Origin of the sequence: Idiomarina aminovorans (assembly GCF_023155095.1) — a bacterium.
Classification (GTDB): domain Bacteria; phylum Pseudomonadota; class Gammaproteobacteria; order Enterobacterales; family Alteromonadaceae; genus Idiomarina; species Idiomarina aminovorans.
Genome location: NZ_JAKNDA010000003.1, coordinates 320,010 through 334,611, shown reverse-complemented (window position 1 = coordinate 334,611; position 14,602 = coordinate 320,010). Strand labels below are relative to the sequence as shown.

13 protein-coding genes, 1 tRNA gene and 2 pseudogenes are annotated in these 14,602 nt (G+C 41.9%); 14 read left to right on the top strand and 2 right to left on the bottom strand.

Annotation, left to right across the window (positions count from 1 at the left end; all coding sequences use genetic code 11):
* The first annotated feature begins 25 nt into the window (after positions 1–25).
* The 4 genes from L8G48_RS08180 to L8G48_RS08165 all read left to right on the top strand — a co-directional run bounded on the left by L8G48_RS08180 (position 26) and on the right by L8G48_RS08165 (position 2,641).
* A tRNA-Ile gene (locus L8G48_RS08180) sits at positions 26–101 on the top strand.
* 182 nt (positions 102–283) lie between these two features.
* A complete protein-coding gene (locus L8G48_RS08175) occupies positions 284–1,114 on the top strand; it encodes a hypothetical protein (protein WP_248264112.1) in 831 nt (276 codons plus the stop codon).
* Positions 1,107–1,934: a hypothetical protein gene (locus tag L8G48_RS08170; RefSeq protein WP_248264111.1), complete on the top strand. Its 828-nt coding sequence runs from the start codon at positions 1,107–1,109 to the stop codon at positions 1,932–1,934. Before L8G48_RS08175 ends, L8G48_RS08170 begins: the two co-directional genes overlap by 8 nt.
* A gap of 83 nt (positions 1,935–2,017) precedes the next feature.
* Positions 2,018–2,641, top strand: coding sequence for a hypothetical protein (locus tag L8G48_RS08165; protein WP_248264110.1), 624 nt, complete (start codon positions 2,018–2,020; stop codon positions 2,639–2,641).
* A 62-nt stretch (positions 2,642–2,703) separates the two neighbouring features.
* Here L8G48_RS08165 and L8G48_RS08160 read toward each other — a convergent pair.
* Positions 2,704–3,711 (bottom strand): annotated as a pseudogene (locus L8G48_RS08160) (replication endonuclease); the annotation flags it as partial.
* A 409-nt stretch (positions 3,712–4,120) separates the two neighbouring features.
* Here L8G48_RS08160 and L8G48_RS08155 point away from each other — a divergent pair.
* Genes L8G48_RS08155 through L8G48_RS08140 form a run of 4 tightly spaced genes read left to right on the top strand, consistent with a single transcriptional unit; the run spans position 4,121 to position 7,014 of the window.
* The gene (locus L8G48_RS08155) at positions 4,121–5,197 is read left to right on the top strand and encodes a helix-turn-helix domain-containing protein (RefSeq protein ID WP_248264108.1); all 1,077 of its coding nucleotides are present in this window, start codon (positions 4,121–4,123) and stop codon (positions 5,195–5,197) included.
* A complete protein-coding gene (locus L8G48_RS08150) occupies positions 5,175–5,663 on the top strand; it encodes a PIN domain-containing protein (protein WP_248264107.1) in 489 nt (162 codons plus the stop codon). Before L8G48_RS08155 ends, L8G48_RS08150 begins: the two co-directional genes overlap by 23 nt.
* Positions 5,664–5,683: 20 nt before the next feature.
* The gene (locus L8G48_RS08145; protein ID WP_248264106.1) at positions 5,684–6,613 is read left to right on the top strand and encodes a zinc dependent phospholipase C family protein; all 930 of its coding nucleotides are present in this window, start codon (positions 5,684–5,686) and stop codon (positions 6,611–6,613) included.
* The gene (locus L8G48_RS08140; RefSeq protein ID WP_248264105.1) at positions 6,613–7,014 is read left to right on the top strand and encodes a hypothetical protein; all 402 of its coding nucleotides are present in this window, start codon (positions 6,613–6,615) and stop codon (positions 7,012–7,014) included. Before L8G48_RS08145 ends, L8G48_RS08140 begins: the two co-directional genes overlap by 1 nt.
* Before the next feature lie 207 nt (positions 7,015–7,221).
* Here the strand turns inward: L8G48_RS08140 and L8G48_RS08135 are convergent, their stop codons facing one another.
* A complete protein-coding gene (locus tag L8G48_RS08135; RefSeq protein WP_248264104.1) occupies positions 7,222–7,698 on the bottom strand; it encodes a hypothetical protein in 477 nt (158 codons plus the stop codon).
* Between the two features lie 203 nt (positions 7,699–7,901).
* Between L8G48_RS08135 and L8G48_RS08130 the strand changes: the two genes are divergently transcribed.
* The 6 genes and pseudogenes from L8G48_RS08130 (at position 7,902) to L8G48_RS08105 (ending at position 14,532) form a co-directional block, all read left to right on the top strand.
* Complete coding sequence (locus L8G48_RS08130; RefSeq protein WP_248264103.1) at positions 7,902–9,104, top strand: AAA family ATPase; 1,203 nt, start codon at positions 7,902–7,904, stop codon at positions 9,102–9,104.
* A 15-nt stretch (positions 9,105–9,119) separates the two neighbouring features.
* Positions 9,120–9,641 carry a hypothetical protein gene (locus tag L8G48_RS08125; RefSeq protein ID WP_248264102.1) on the top strand — a complete coding sequence of 174 codons (522 nt, stop codon included), beginning with the start codon at positions 9,120–9,122 and terminating at the stop codon, positions 9,639–9,641.
* Positions 9,642–10,000: 359 nt separating this feature from the next.
* On the top strand, positions 10,001–10,186 hold the full coding sequence (locus tag L8G48_RS08120; RefSeq protein ID WP_248264101.1) for a hypothetical protein: 186 nt from the start codon (positions 10,001–10,003) through the stop codon (positions 10,184–10,186).
* 518 nt (positions 10,187–10,704) lie between these two features.
* Complete coding sequence (locus L8G48_RS08115; protein WP_248264100.1) at positions 10,705–11,172, top strand: DUF3015 family protein; 468 nt, start codon at positions 10,705–10,707, stop codon at positions 11,170–11,172.
* A 78-nt stretch (positions 11,173–11,250) separates the two neighbouring features.
* Complete coding sequence (locus tag L8G48_RS08110; protein ID WP_248264099.1) at positions 11,251–13,041, top strand: Lnb N-terminal periplasmic domain-containing protein; 1,791 nt, start codon at positions 11,251–11,253, stop codon at positions 13,039–13,041.
* 605 nt (positions 13,042–13,646) lie between these two features.
* A pseudogene (locus L8G48_RS08105) lies at positions 13,647–14,532 on the top strand (Fic family protein).
* Positions 14,533–14,602 lie beyond the last annotated feature (70 nt).

The window sequence follows — 14,602 nt, the reverse complement described above, 5'->3', positions numbered from 1 at the left end:
CCGCTTTACAGCTTCCAATCAAAACGGCCCCTTAGCTCAGTGGTTAGAGCACCCGACTCATAATCGGTTGGTCCCCAGTTCAAATCTGGGAGGGGCCACCACTTCTATAAAGCTTTAAAGTCAAAGTGATTACTAACAAGAAAGAACTTTCAAATAATTATGTAGCGTTAGTGTAGCTATGCACCCTCGTTTTTAATGTTTTCTCAGTTCCCTCTATAGATTTGTCGTCTTAACAAAAAACTGACATGATATCGCTAGCCAATTGGGATTGAGGAAAAATATAATGGCAAGGGATATCAAGTTTAAGCTTACAGTCGATACTGATGAATATAAAACTGACATGGGCTCAACCTCCCTTGCTTTGAAGGGAGTTTCAGACACATTTGAAATTACTACAGAGGCTCTGGCGGATGATCGTGTTCGACAAGTAAAAACCCAAACAAGTTCTGCTAGTGCTTGGCTTGAGAGTAGTTTTGACAGTTCGTATGGGCTCAATTTTAAAGTAACACTCACGGATGAAGCTGAGGCTAGTCTTCGAGGTATTCATGACTCAGTCATATCTGAATTCATAAGTTATATAACAGCGGATATATTGAACCTAGAACAGAAGGAGTTATCAGACGAGGCTGCTGAGCTAATAGCCAGTCATAATGACATCGAAGAGAGCCTAAAAAGTCGTTTATGGCAACCTGTAAAAAATATGCATGCAGTTACCCAGAAAACAGGAAAGGTTTTAAAACTATATCGAACCCTGCAAGGTAACCGAAAAGAAGAAATCTCTCAAATTACTGAAGAGACCTATCGATACTTGACTGAAAAAAGAGTCGAGCGTAATCCCGAACACTTGGTGGTTGCCGTGACGAGATTTAATAGCTTGACTGGAAATGGGCGGCTTATAATTGGTGATGATAGAGTTACTGTAGCTTTTAGTATTCCAAAATCAAATCATGACGATGATGTAGAATTTCAAGCTAAAGTTATATCCCAAAACTTGCTGGATAATACAGATGTAAGTGCAGATGAGCGAGAATTTTTAAATGTAACAGGTAGAAGGGTTAAGCTCAATGATGGAAGAACAGTAAAAATATATATAGATTCTGTTGAAGATGAATAAGAAATCATACTTAATAATAATTTTTTCTATTATTGCTATTCTCGGGACAGTTGTCCCTTGGCTGTTAAATTTTGGGTCTTACGAAGTTTCTGAAAGTGGCAAAGACTGGTCGGATTTTTCAAGCTATATATCAGGTTTGCTGACTCCTATATTTGCTTTCGGGACGTTAATCCTATTGCTGGATACAGTAAAATTACAAAATAAAGCCAACAGAGAATTGGTTAAGCAAACCCATTCTGCTGAAAAACGCTCTTTACAAGCATCATTTGAGTCTTTGTTTCTGAATTTATTAAGAGTTCAATCCGAAAATGTTGAAAGCTTTAGTATTAGTGTAGATATCGGAGATAAAGAGCATGTAATAAAATCTGCAGCCGCTATAAAGCTGCTAGTCGAACTGATTGAGAATTATAGGCTAACGATAAATAACGTTGTCAAACTGAATGAGAACGATGGGGGGCAGTTGAGTCGAGTCTTTTCAATCCCATCAGGTGACAATGGTTTAAAGAAACTAAGAAATGGAAAGTTACAAATACTTAATAGGGTTAACGATAATAGACAAATATTCCACCTAGTCCGAGGCTTCAGCAACCTCCAGGACCAGATTTCATCCTACTTGACCCAAGCGAAGGGTTTTACTTTGGACGACAGGCGAAGGTACTATAAGAGCTTGCTAAATTTGAGTAACTTTGAGTTGTTAATGCTTATTATGATTGAAATTAAATACAACCCGACAGCACATACGGAGAAAATAGAACGTAACGCCGAGCTAGTCGCTTTGTTTGAACAACATAATTTAGCTGAGTTTAAAAGGATGGTATAGCCAAAGCTGGAAAGTCCAGGTTTTAGTTAACAGGTACTCTGCTAATTCAGTTTAAAGTTAGGGATAAGCGATAAGGGCAAGGAATGATTACCGATTTTTTTGATACCGTGAGCGTTCAGGCTCTCTCGTTTTTGACTTTAATTATTATCTTTTCTATCGCGGTTGCTGCTGCGAGATTTGGAGCTTTCAAAGTTAGCTCTAGAAATTGGAAAATAAAAAAGTATATTGCTCAGTTTAGCATTCCTGCTTATATTCAGGGATTATCCATTATGGCTCTTAGTTTAGGATTGATCCCAACTAGTCTGAATTGCTTGGATAAAGACAATATTAGGGAAGAAGTCTTTGCACTTGGGTTACCCGTATGTACGGGCTCAGCTTGGAGCTCAGCTATATCAATATCATGGCTTTTAATGCTTCTTTGGTACATCGGCTTCATTTACCATATAGCTGAAAATAGAGTGGAGGAAGAAAGCTCTTTAGAGGTCCGTGTTTATTCGTGGGGATTCGAAAAAAAACAACTTAATGTGGTGGATACCCGAGCTGATTTTGTTGTCAGTCACCGCATAATAGATGTTTTAATATTTTTATTTCCACCAATATTAATAACCTCTTCGAGTATTATTCTTGCATTTGAAACAAGCATTCTAGGAATTGACATATTGAAAGAGCAACAAGAAATTTTGAAAATATTAAATAGCCTGTATTGATACGTAAACCTATAAGCTCAAAATTACTAGTACAGTTATTCCCAGTACTCCAAGGGAGGCGGCTATGCCGCCCCAGACTCAGAACACCGATGCCAGCTTTCAGTTCTGGTTAAAAGATGCTTACCATTGGACTGCAAACCAACAACTTTAAATAACGGCTCTCGGTCGTATTGGCCTAACTTTATCTCCCCTGTTTCCTTATCAAAGTTAGCGTCGTATAGAAGTTTGATAGGTCGTTTTCGGGTGGGAATACAGACCCCTCCCATCGCTCTTATGTAGCTGGCAAAATCACCTGAGTCAGCAGCCGCATGCGAGAGGTGAAACGGTGAAGATTCAGGTAGTTCCTGTTTGACTTTGCGAAGTTCCCTCCAGCCGGTTATATAGGGTAAACCAAATGATTGAAATTGTCGGATGCCCCAACAACTAGCCCAGGCTTCAACTCTGAATGCTTTAATAAGAATGTCGTTATCCTCTTTTTCCAGACCAAATCCGTCGATATTCTTCGATATGTATTTAGCAATGTAAGACGTCGCGCCACCTTTTTTCTTATCGATATATTCAACATCAAACCTGTACTTAGCTGCACCGGCTTCATCAGGTGAGTCTTGCATAGCATAATTTTTTATAACTGATATTAAATACTCTTTGTCTTCAGGTGAAACGAAAACAAGCATATGCCAATGTGGTGTCGCGTCGTGTTGTGGCTCACTAATCCGAATCCCGTACATTCGGATACCTTGGCGGTTTATTGCCGCTCGGACTTTTTGCCAAACTCCTGATAAGTACTCACTTGCTTGTCTCGGTGTACATCCATCCCATTTAGGGTTCTGTTGGCCATTAGCAGATAAAGTATTATGAAACCGACTTGGGCAGGTTATCGTCATAAATAGCCCAACATCACCTCGGCGGTTCGCTTCTTCTTCAGCACCTCTTAAACGAGTCATTAGTTCGTTACGTCTATTTACGGGGTTAGCGACGGTAGCATTTGATAGCTTCAAAAGATTAACGACCTCTCCTTTTGAATTTCTCATATAGGACGACGCGAGAAACTCTTCGTTAGCAATTTTTTCATACTTTCGTTTTTCCGCACCAAAGTCACATTTAGATTCAGCTCCCGAAGCTCGATATTTCCTTCTAAAACATAGCTGTCATAATTTTTTTATCAGTGACAACTGATGCGTTAACTGCAAAATTACAAATTTATATCTCTAATTTCTAAAACCTACCGCGTGTATACGTCTTTTACAATAGGTTGTTACTGAAACGTCGCAGCAACAAAGTGATGCTTTCTAAGGTTCAGCAATTAGCATTAGAGTCGTCTATAACTCACTCTGATAGATCCGCTGTTGGCACCAAACAAACCTCGATGACTGTAAATAAGGGCTAAAATTTATAGCGACGAAAAAATAGACAAATAACGCCCATTGGTTTATGTTTAATAAAGATTTTGTTTTTCTATAAACCAAGAGGTAGCGTCTAGTGTTTGCAGAACGTTTCGTTCGTGCCCGTAAAGCGTCTGGCTTATCTATGAAAGCTCTGGCTGAAAAGGTAGGACTTTCAGCTAACGCTATTAAGAAGTATGAGCATGGCGACTCTATGCCATCATCATCTAATTTGATGAAGCTAGCCAAAGCACTGAATGTGCGTAGCGAGTACTTTTTTCGACCAACTCAAATTGAGGTTGAGGGTATCGAGTATCGCAAACGGGCGAATACTCCTCTAAAATTCTTAAATAAAATTCGTAGTGACGTGCTGGATCAGGCTGAGCGCTGGTATGAGCTGCTCGACTTATTCCCAGACTCCGCTAAACCGATCAATCAGTTTACTCTGCCCTCAGGCCTGCCCGAAGTAATTTCGGACTACAATGAGCTGGATGAAGTTGCTAACCAGATGCGAGAGCATTGGTCGCTAGGACTCAACCCCATTCAGGATATGGTCGATACCTTTGAGTCTCGCGGGTTGATGGTGATTTTGACGCATGTTGAGACAGACAAAAAGTTTGACGGTTTGGCCGGAACCATAAAAGAGCAGCCATTAATCGTCATTTCCGGATCTCAAGCTGGGGATCGTCAGCGTTTTACGTTGGCTCATGAATTAGGTCATTTGGTTTTACATGGTCGTCTGGCGGATTCAATGGATGAAGAGAAGGCATGTAACCGTTTTGCTGGTGCGTTCTTATTACCAGCCTCAGCTGTTCAGCAAGAACTGGGAGTTAAGCGCAGTCATTTAGAGGCCCGAGAGCTTTACATGTTGAAGCATGAATATGGCATCAGCATGTTGGCTATTGCAATTCGAGCTCAACAGTCTCTGATTATTACAAAAGCCCATTACGAGAGCCTTGTGCGCTCATTCAGCAAAAAAGGTTGGCGCACTAAAGAGCCCGGAGCCCCGTATCCTACCGAAACGACATTTCTGTTTAAACAACTTGTCTATCGAGCCCTAAGCGAAGGGTACATTGGCGAATCAAAAGCAGCAGAGCTTATTGGTATGTCATTAGCCAGCTTTCACAAGGAACGCAAGCTGGAGGTAACGAGTGACTCAGCAAGTTCTAGTTAGTGACGCCAATATATTGATTGATATGGAAGAGGGCGAATTGCTAACCGCTTTTTTTGCCCTTCCATTTGAATTCATTATTCCTGACATCCTTTTCGAGGAAGAGCTAGTGGATGAACACCCACAGCTACCAGACCTCGGCTTAAAGCTTGAGGAGCTGTCAGGTGAATTAATGGCGAAAGTATTCGAGCTAATAACAGTACATGCTAAGCCTAGCAGGAATGATATGTTCGCAATGTGTTTGGCTATGGAGCGAGGTTGCCCTTTACTAACTGGAGACAAAGACTTGCGAGTGGCAGCTCAGCAAGAGGGGATTTTGGTAAAGGGAACCATTGGAATGGTAGAAGCGATGATTCAGCAAAACATTATAACGGTAGACCAAGCTGAAGCAGCATACCAAGCCATGAAAAATGCTGGTAGGCGATTACCATGGGATGCCGCTGAGGCGAGTTTAAACGAGTTACGGTGAAGCAAATACGGGAGGTAATTATGCCGGGTGCATTCGCTCACTTAAGTGTTGCAAATGTTGCAAGAGAGCTTAAAGCAATCAAGAACTTAAATATGGCCGATAATGTTAAAGCTCAACTAGGAAGTCACCTGGAGCTTATTGAACTTGGCTCTGTTAGTCCAGATTATCCATATTTAACTCTTGCGTTTACAGACCGCGCTGGGCAAACCGAGTGGGCTGACTATATGCACCTTGGTGAGACAAAATTGATTGTCGAAGCACTTATCCGAAATACAAAAGGTTTAAATGATGAGGATAAGCTTTTCGTTTTCCCTTGGTTAGCTGGATATATTTCACATGTTATAGCGGATGTAACGATTCACCCAGTAGTTGAATGTCGAGTTGGTCCCTACGTGGGGCATGAAAAAGCACACCGAATTTGCGAAATGCATCAAGATACCTACATTTGGTTTGAAAGAACGGGGTTGGGTGAACCCGGTTATTGTGAACGTATCTCTAACAATTTAACTAAGTATGATGTCAACGGGAAGTTCAATCCAATTATTCAAAAGGTTTGGTCGGCGGCACTCAGAGAGGTATATCCAGAAAATTTCGAACAATCTCCGCCGGATATTGAGGGCTGGCACGGAGGATTTCAGAAGATAACGGACACGGTTGAGGAAACGCATAAGCTTTTTGAGTGGGCACGGCATGTTGCAGTGAACTCAGGAAGTGGCTATCCCTTACGCGAAGAGGTGGACTTTACCTATATCAGCAACTTGGAAACTCCAAAAGACAATAAAGATTACGACGAAATATTCGACTTGGCAGTCAGCAATGTACGGAAGTACTGGGAGTTCCTTGCGGCTGCGGTATTTGATGACGGTGATACCGGTATGTTTAAACACTGGAATTTAGATAATGGCATCGATAACGAGTCGGGCAAGCATACTCTGTGGGAGAACGTATAATGAGACTGCTACTTATTATCTCAATTTTATTAACGATTAATGCTTGTGCCGCAGAAAATCAGACTTTATGTGATACTGAAGAACGTTACGAAGTGGCGTCTCACTTTTCTGATTTCGTGCAAAAGGTGAACTTTAAATACGCACTCGATAATAGTGAAGGCCTGAGCACGGATGAAGTTATTAAGCAGGTTGCGAGTACAGATCAGAGCTACCAAGCTATTCTCCGTAACTTTGACGTTAACTCGCATACAGAGGATGACAATGTGGTGATGCTGATGTGTGAAGGAGACTCACTGATTATTGAGGATGCTGGCTGCACCGCGAAAGTTGAAAGAATTTTGGCTTGTGGTCAGCGTCCGGCGTGTGCAGTGTCACTTAATCTTAAAAGTTTGTGTGAATAGGTTTTCAGCCAAGTACAGCAAAATAGGGCTTACACTCAGTCCCAAAGCGAAAGTAGGCGATACGCCTTTCTCCGTGGTTTCTGGTGGTGCAGTTATCCGCGTATTGAGCGACAATTACGGTAGCCGGTCTAGCGGCAATTATCTACGCAGTTGTGTTTTTTACACATGTGTACAAGGAGTAACTTCATCCTTGAAGTTAATGTCTCATTATTGGCGCTCCAAGAAATCTTGCGCACGCTTTAGAATTAGGAACTCATGCTTTTTACCGTTCTTTTTAAATACGATGCGGCTTGATCCCTCAGGAGCATAAACTTCAAAACCAAGCTCTTCTGCTTTAGCTAGAACCCTATCTCTGGCTGAAGTTTGGCCTGTCGCTTTCTCTTCGTTGTCTTTTTTCGGCTCTGAGGATTTTTCTGAATAGTTTGTTAGTTCCGAATGACAATGTGGACACTTTATTGCTTTATGGTGAACCAGTTCCCTGCAGTAGTCGCAAGTTTTTAAAGACTCGATGTTACCGCGTATTGGATTGGCTATAAGAGCAAACGGGATCGCTATTGGTGCGAAGAAAACCCCTACTAAAAACCAACCAAACCCGTCTCGCCCTTTTTGGGATGCGATGATTGCCGAAACGAAGCCAGAGATTAAAGCGGGGAGTAATACAATAAATATAACACTGTTATCCATAACAAGGTCCTTTTAGTCATTGATATTATTACGGCCAATAGTGAAGCATACCAGAATAACGTATGCTAAACGCGTAGACATTGTTGGGGCACTTTAGACAAACAAAAGATAAAGCCCTTCATCATTCATAGAGCTCTGATAAAGCTTGCAAATATATAGATAGTGAACAATAATTAACAAAATTTTGTTGGAGTTGGCTTACTATGATAACTGATTTGGCATTTTCAAACTTCTATAGCTTCGCAGACGAGGTTTACCTGTCGTTTGAAATGGGTAAAAAGCCAGCCTGTTCAAATTACGATATTCCGCTCAAAGATGGCGATCGCTTGAATAAGGCGTTAGCGGTTATTGGTCCTAATGGCTCAGGAAAAACGCAGTTTATAAAGCCATTGGCTTTTTTGAGTTGGTTTTTGTCCTCATCATTTCTGCACGCTGACCCAGATGTCAAACTACCTTATCGAGCGCATGCGCTTTATGAAGAGCAGCCAACCACCTTTGAGTTGCGTTTTGTTTTGGATGGTGAGCAGTATAAGTACTCGCTAACTCTCAAAGACAGACTCGTCGTTTCGGAGGCGCTTTACCATAAGACAAGTCATCTCTATAGCTATTTGTTCGTGCGTGAGTTCAAAGAAAGCAAAGCTGGCAAGATTGACGTGAGCTATAAGCAACAAAACTTCTCATTTTCGCCTAAAAAAGCGAAAGAGATTCGTCGAAATGCGTCATTGCTGGCCGCGGCATACAGTTACGATGTGCCTGAAGCCGATATGTTTGTGCAGTTTGCACACGGTATTAGTCATAACCTGAATGTGTTCGGGCGTCATAATTACGATGATGGTGCTTTGTTGCAAGCCGCGGAAGAATTAGCTGAAAACGACAAGCTTCGAGTTCAGTTAGCCGACTGTCTATCTGAATTAGACCTTGGGTTACAGAGTGTTGAAGTGCGACAAGAAACTGTCTTCGAAAGAGATTCCGGAGAAGAGAAGCAGATTGCAATTCCGTATGGCATCCACAAAAGCCAACAGGGCCAGTTTGAGCTTCGCTTTATGGAAGAGTCGAGCGGTACAAAGTCTGCATTTGTTTTGCTGGCACGATTGCTTCCTGTACTTGCAAATGGTGGTGTTGCGGTTATTGACGAAATTGATAACGACTTGCACCCGCATATGCTTCCGCATCTGCTGGACTTGTTTAAGTATGATGAAACTAACCCGCATAACGCGCAAATTGTATTTAGCTGTCACACACCTGAAGTTTTAAACTTGCTACAGAAGCACCAGGTCTATTTGGTTGAAAAAGAAGAACTCAAAAGTGACGCTTGGCGTTTGGATGATGTTGTTGGTTTGCGTGCAGATGACAACCTTTATGCCAAATATATGGCAGGCGCCCTCGAGGCGATTCCTAACTTTTAGACACGGAGGGTCGAGGTGGCTAGACGAGGAAAGAAACAGCGCAAAGCTCAATTGGCAACGCTGCTGGCAGTCGGCGAGGGACCTGCAGATAAGGCGTTCATTAACCATCTTAAAGACTTGTACAGCCAGAACACAGGGCAGCGAGTGACGGTTGAGGCAGAAGATGGTGGCTCGCCAGCAACTATGATTCGAAATGTTATTAGAAAACACCAGCATGCCGATTATGACCGGCGCGTGTTAGTTCTGGATGAAGATGTACCGATTAGAGAGAGGGATTTAGCAAGGGCTCGCCAGGCTAAAATCGAATTAATTATTTCCACTCCGGTTTGCTTAGAAGGGATGCTACTGTGCGTTCTTAAGCAGCAAGTGCCAAATGGTGTAACGGCAACTTACTGTAAAAACCAACTGCACCCTCAGTTATCTGGACGAGAAACTCGGCGAGAGTCTTATCGGGAACTATTTCCGAAGCAGGTTATTGACAATACGACTAAAGAGCAGATTGTTCGGTTGCGCCAGTTGATGATGAATGAAAAATAAGTACTTGGTAAGGTTATTTTAGCTTGTCCAGTAATCTATGTGTTTTTGTCAGCTAAACGGGCTAATGCGTTCGTACACATGTGTACGGATGTTCGAGCTTAATATTGGGTAGTTGCTTCTCGCTCGACACGACTTATTTAACTATGGTTACGGTATGTCGAAAAAGTAAGAAAAAATCGACACGTTAAATTGATATGTCGATCGGAACGACATAGACTGAACTCATCGTTTATTTATGTCGATTTAAACTGGAAACTTAAACACGACTTGGCAAGCAGAGCGGCCGTACAACCAATTACCGACATTACCACTTTATCAGTGAGTTTTTCAGTTGCCTGCATCCACTGAATGAACCGCTGATGAAACACCTACGGATCGATACGACAAACCAGCCTGGCTATAGTGTCATTCACCGGTATGCCATGACTGAAGTCACCATACTTTTTCAGCCATTCGAGCCGAAGATGGCCAAAATATTCAATTTCTTCCCAACCTTATGCGCCGGAAATGATCGCAGTCAGCGTCAAAAACAGAACATCAAATAGCTCATACTTTCGATGCTTGCTCTGGGTCTTCAATGTCGGCAAAGTGGTTAGTCAGCATGGTCAGGCACATTGGGGCTCTCCGCAAAAGAGAGTATATGATCACGACTAGAACTGATCTTAAAATCGATCGATTATCCAGCTGTTTAATTGGTCAGAAAGTATTCACGATCTCGTCCTGATATGGGAGGGTGTATGGCAAGGCAATTTATTGGGGCTGGAAATAAGGGAGTACGAAAATTTACTCCTAATATGGAAAACTTCCGGGTAAGTTTGAGCTACGAAGGGCTTGAGCTTAAAAAAGCAACAAGGGCAAAACCATCGAGGATCTTAAGTGTAAATATGCCCGGTAAATATGGTTCGGGTAGCGACCGGTATTGCTACCCTGGCTCAGACACGCTTATAAACTTAAAAAATTCACTCCTATTAACACTGATCTATTTTAATATTTATAACATTGTAGTATTCTATCCATTTCAGTTAAGCTGCTGTTGTAAGATTAACTTCAAAAGGATATAACTATGAAAAAAGGACTAGCCGCCGCGCTTGCCATTGCTACATTATCAACTACCGCTTTTATTTCTCAGCCTGCAAATGCAGCAGGGGAAAATTTAAATGCTTGGCGCCATTGTGGGCTAGGTGCAGCAGTTTTCCCAGATAACGGAACTGCTGCCGCGATCTCTAACATCATATGGGATTTGGGTACTACAGCGCTAACCTCAGCAACTGTTTCTAAAGATACGTGTAACTCACAGCTTGTCGAAACTGCTCGTTTTATTGATGAAAATTATGAACAGCTGGAAGCAGAGCTAGCAATCGGTGAAGGCCGTCACGTTGATACTATGTTAGTCATGCTTGGCGTTGATGAAAGTGAACGTGGCAAAGTTTTGACAGAACTGCGTGGCTCATTAGTGATTGATAAAACACGGTCTAATAGCGAAAAAGCACAGACCCTATTTTATTCAGCACAGAACTTACTCAATTCATAACGCGTTCAGGCAATTTGTTCGAGTATACCCGAGCTACTAGCTCGGGTTTTTTATGATTTCAATAAAGGGATGTTTTCGGTGAAGCAAGCTGTATCCTGTCTGTTTTTCTTCTTCTTTGCGCTTAATGTTTCAGCAGAGTCAAACTTGGCAGATTCTTGGCAATGGCAAAAACTGCTTCAATACAACGAAACGGGTAAATCTGAAGTTAAACAAGATGAATTCTTTTTTTCACCACAGGGTAGAAATGACCCCAAAGCTGAATTAGATGCTACGATACAAGCATTCGAGGATAAACGAAATATCTGTAAATTTCCCGCTCGTCATATGTTAATTGAACGAACTGGTTTGATTCCTCCGTTTGATTATTCAACGTGTGAGGAGTTTATTGATTGGCAAAAGTCAGATGAAGTTGATTCGATTACTCTGGTTTTTGCAGATGGATATCTCAAGAATCCGGCCTCCTTCCACGGTCACCTTTTCATAAAACTAGGCGGAGCTTCAAACGTCGAGCTACTCGATAACAGTTTGAACTTTGGAGCAAAAGTTCCTCCGGGTGTTGATCCTTTGAGCTATATCGTAAAAGGACTTTTTGGTGGTTATGAGGCGCGGTATTCGGCACAGCACTTCTATCGGCATAATTTATCCTATGGACAGGTAGAACTTCGCAATTTATGGGATTATGAGCTTGATATCTCTACATTTGAGGCTCAACTATTAGCGGCTCATCTTTATGAGCTATCCAGAACTGAATATACTTATTATTTTACAAGTAAGAACTGTGCTTATTACGTGGCTCGTGCGCTAGAACTTGTCGCTGGACGTTATTTGGTAACTGATAGTGAACTCACGGTTTTTCCGTCTGGAGTAATACAGCGAATCGCTGAACGAGAAAATAGTTTAGTACGTGAAATAACGCTTAATGAGAGTGAGCAAAAACGTTTTCAGTCAAAATATCATGCGCTATCCAAACGTCAGCAGGAAACGGTTAGATTATGGCTTGAGGATCATCCTAACAGCAGACTATTCGATAATTTAGCCGAGAGTGAGCAAAAACAAGTATTAATTACATTAGCATCCTATTATAGCTTCCGACAGCGTCAAAATCCTGAACAAGAAGCTCATAGAGCGCGAAAACAAGACGTTCTTACCAAGCTTTTAAAATACCCTCCGGGTGATAACCATAAAGTAAAAGCGATTTCGGAAGAACCGCACCTTGGACAAAAACCGAATATGATTAGAGTTTCCAAGGTATTTGGAAGTGGAGATGTTGACCGCTGGGAGTTCACCGCTAGGCCAACCTATTATGACTGCCTACAGCCAAAGATTGGGAAGCCAAAGAACTCGGCTTTGCGTATGGGAGAACTCACAATATCTGTTATTGATAATAATGTAGCGATAGAGGACCTAACTGTCATCGATATTACTTCTTTCAATGTAAGTAATACAGGGTTGCCGGGAGACGGTGGAAATTCTTGGATCATAAAAGCAGGTGCAACACGAAACCGACTTAGAGGGGAAAAAGTCAACTTAGCGACTTACGTTGAAGGACACTATGGCTGGGCAACCAGAGTTACAAGGAATATAATCGGCTATGCTCTTTTTGGTGGTCGCATGCATGATAAAGAGCGTCGTGGTGATCAACATAACGTCACGGTTGAGAGTATGCTTGGGTTTGAAGGAGAGTTCGCTGGTCGCAACTGGTTTTGTGAGGTTGCAACGCCGGTTAGTATAACGGATAAAGTGAAGGCTCAAAATTGGAAGATGAATTGTGGCGCAAGTCTAGTGATGAATTCGGCATTTGACTTCAGAGTGGTTTATAAGAAACAGGAGAACCACAATATCCGACTTGGTGTATCGTATTACTTTTAGTAACTGTTGTTTTTCGAGCATGATGGGAACGGTAGTTACAACGGAAGTTAAGATCAAAACTGTCAAAACCGGCGTCGGATCAAAAACATCGATGAAACACGTAAGCAGCTGAAAAAACTAGTATTTTCAACCTAAGCTGAATGTTAGAAAACCCACCAATGCAGGACTCATAATCGGTTGGTCCCCAGTTCAAATCTGGGAGGGGCCACCACTTATATAAAGATATTTAGCCGTAGTATCTACTTATACTCATGCTCCAATACACCTTTTCGTTTTAGCTCACGTATTAGCTTTTCCAGTTTATAAGCTATATATAATGCGACAAAAAACGCCATCCAACCAATAATCTCCATTTTATGCTCCTTAAAAGCTCAGAGTTTAGCTTGATTTACCGTAGCTATAAGGAGATTAGTTAATCGACTACCCCCGGTCAAATTGTGGCCAAGAAAAACTGGCCACGAATTTATAGTTACTCCAGCATACTGTATCCGACACCCACGGCGTTAACCTTGTCGGAGCTATCGACATAGACTAACTACATGTCGAAAAATCACTAAAATATCGACATATTATGTTGTCATGTCGATAATTTCTGGAATTTAAAGATGAACTGGTGCGCTGAACAGCCGTATGACCAATTACCGTTAATACCTCCTGCTCACAATATTATAGAGACACGGGCTGTACTCAAAGCGTGTATAGCCGCCCGTGCTTCATTGGCAGAGCTAAAAAAGTCTGGAGAGCTTATACCCAATCAAAGCATGTTGATTAACTTGTTACCCTTGCTTGAAGCAAAAGATAGCTCCGAGATTGAGAACATTGTGACCACCACAGATCGGCTGTTTCAATATGCTCAGGAAGACAAGGGAGCCGATAATGCAACGAAGGAAGCATTACGTTATCGAACCGCTCTATACCAAGGCTTTAAACAGTTAGATCGAAAGCCGTTGTGCACGGCAACAGCGATTGAGATTTGCAGTACGCTTAAGAATACTGAAATGGATATCCGCAAGGTTCCTGGCACCATTGTTGGTAACCAATCGACCGGAGAGGTTATTTACACGCCGCCAGCTGGAGAAGCTATTATTCGCGATCTGTTAACCAACTGGGAACGTTTTGTATCTTATTGAGCAGAATTTGTTAACCCTGCCAATACTTTATTTGAGCCGATTTATTGTCCAAAACAAGCAAGATTACTACCGCTTGCTCAATGACGTTACCAGAGAACAGCATTGGGAAGCGTGGCTACTATTTATGCTAAAAGGTGTTGAACAAACAGCAATATGGACTTGTGAGAAAATTTCAGCGATTAAAGCGTTGATGGAAAGCACAACTGAGTATATACGGCTACAACTTCCAAGAATATACAGCTATGAACTTGTGCAGCTTATTTTCGAGCAGCCCTATTGTCGGATCAGTAATCTGGTTGAGCGCGATATTCGCTTAATGAAGCTAATGACGCAGGACAGCAATACTGTTAAGGACTTTTAATCGTGCTCTTTTGTCTTGAAAGAACATCCGTTCCCTGTTTAAGAGTAACCATTTCCAGTCCGGCGACCTC

Coding starts and splice junctions, on each gene's coding strand:
- L8G48_RS08130 (WP_248264103.1), top strand. CDS start 7,902: ATGATAACTGATTTGGCATTTTCAAACTTCTATAGCTTCGCAGACGAG.
- L8G48_RS08135 (WP_248264104.1), bottom strand. CDS start 7,698: ATGGATAACAGTGTTATATTTATTGTATTACTCCCCGCTTTAATCTCT.
- L8G48_RS08120 (WP_248264101.1), top strand. CDS start 10,001: ATGAAACACCTACGGATCGATACGACAAACCAGCCTGGCTATAGTGTC.
- L8G48_RS08170 (WP_248264111.1), top strand. CDS start 1,107: ATGAATAAGAAATCATACTTAATAATAATTTTTTCTATTATTGCTATT.
- L8G48_RS08140 (WP_248264105.1), top strand. CDS start 6,613: ATGAGACTGCTACTTATTATCTCAATTTTATTAACGATTAATGCTTGT.
- L8G48_RS08145 (WP_248264106.1), top strand. CDS start 5,684: ATGCCGGGTGCATTCGCTCACTTAAGTGTTGCAAATGTTGCAAGAGAG.
- L8G48_RS08115 (WP_248264100.1), top strand. CDS start 10,705: ATGAAAAAAGGACTAGCCGCCGCGCTTGCCATTGCTACATTATCAACT.
- L8G48_RS08165 (WP_248264110.1), top strand. CDS start 2,018: ATGATTACCGATTTTTTTGATACCGTGAGCGTTCAGGCTCTCTCGTTT.
- L8G48_RS08175 (WP_248264112.1), top strand. CDS start 284: ATGGCAAGGGATATCAAGTTTAAGCTTACAGTCGATACTGATGAATAT.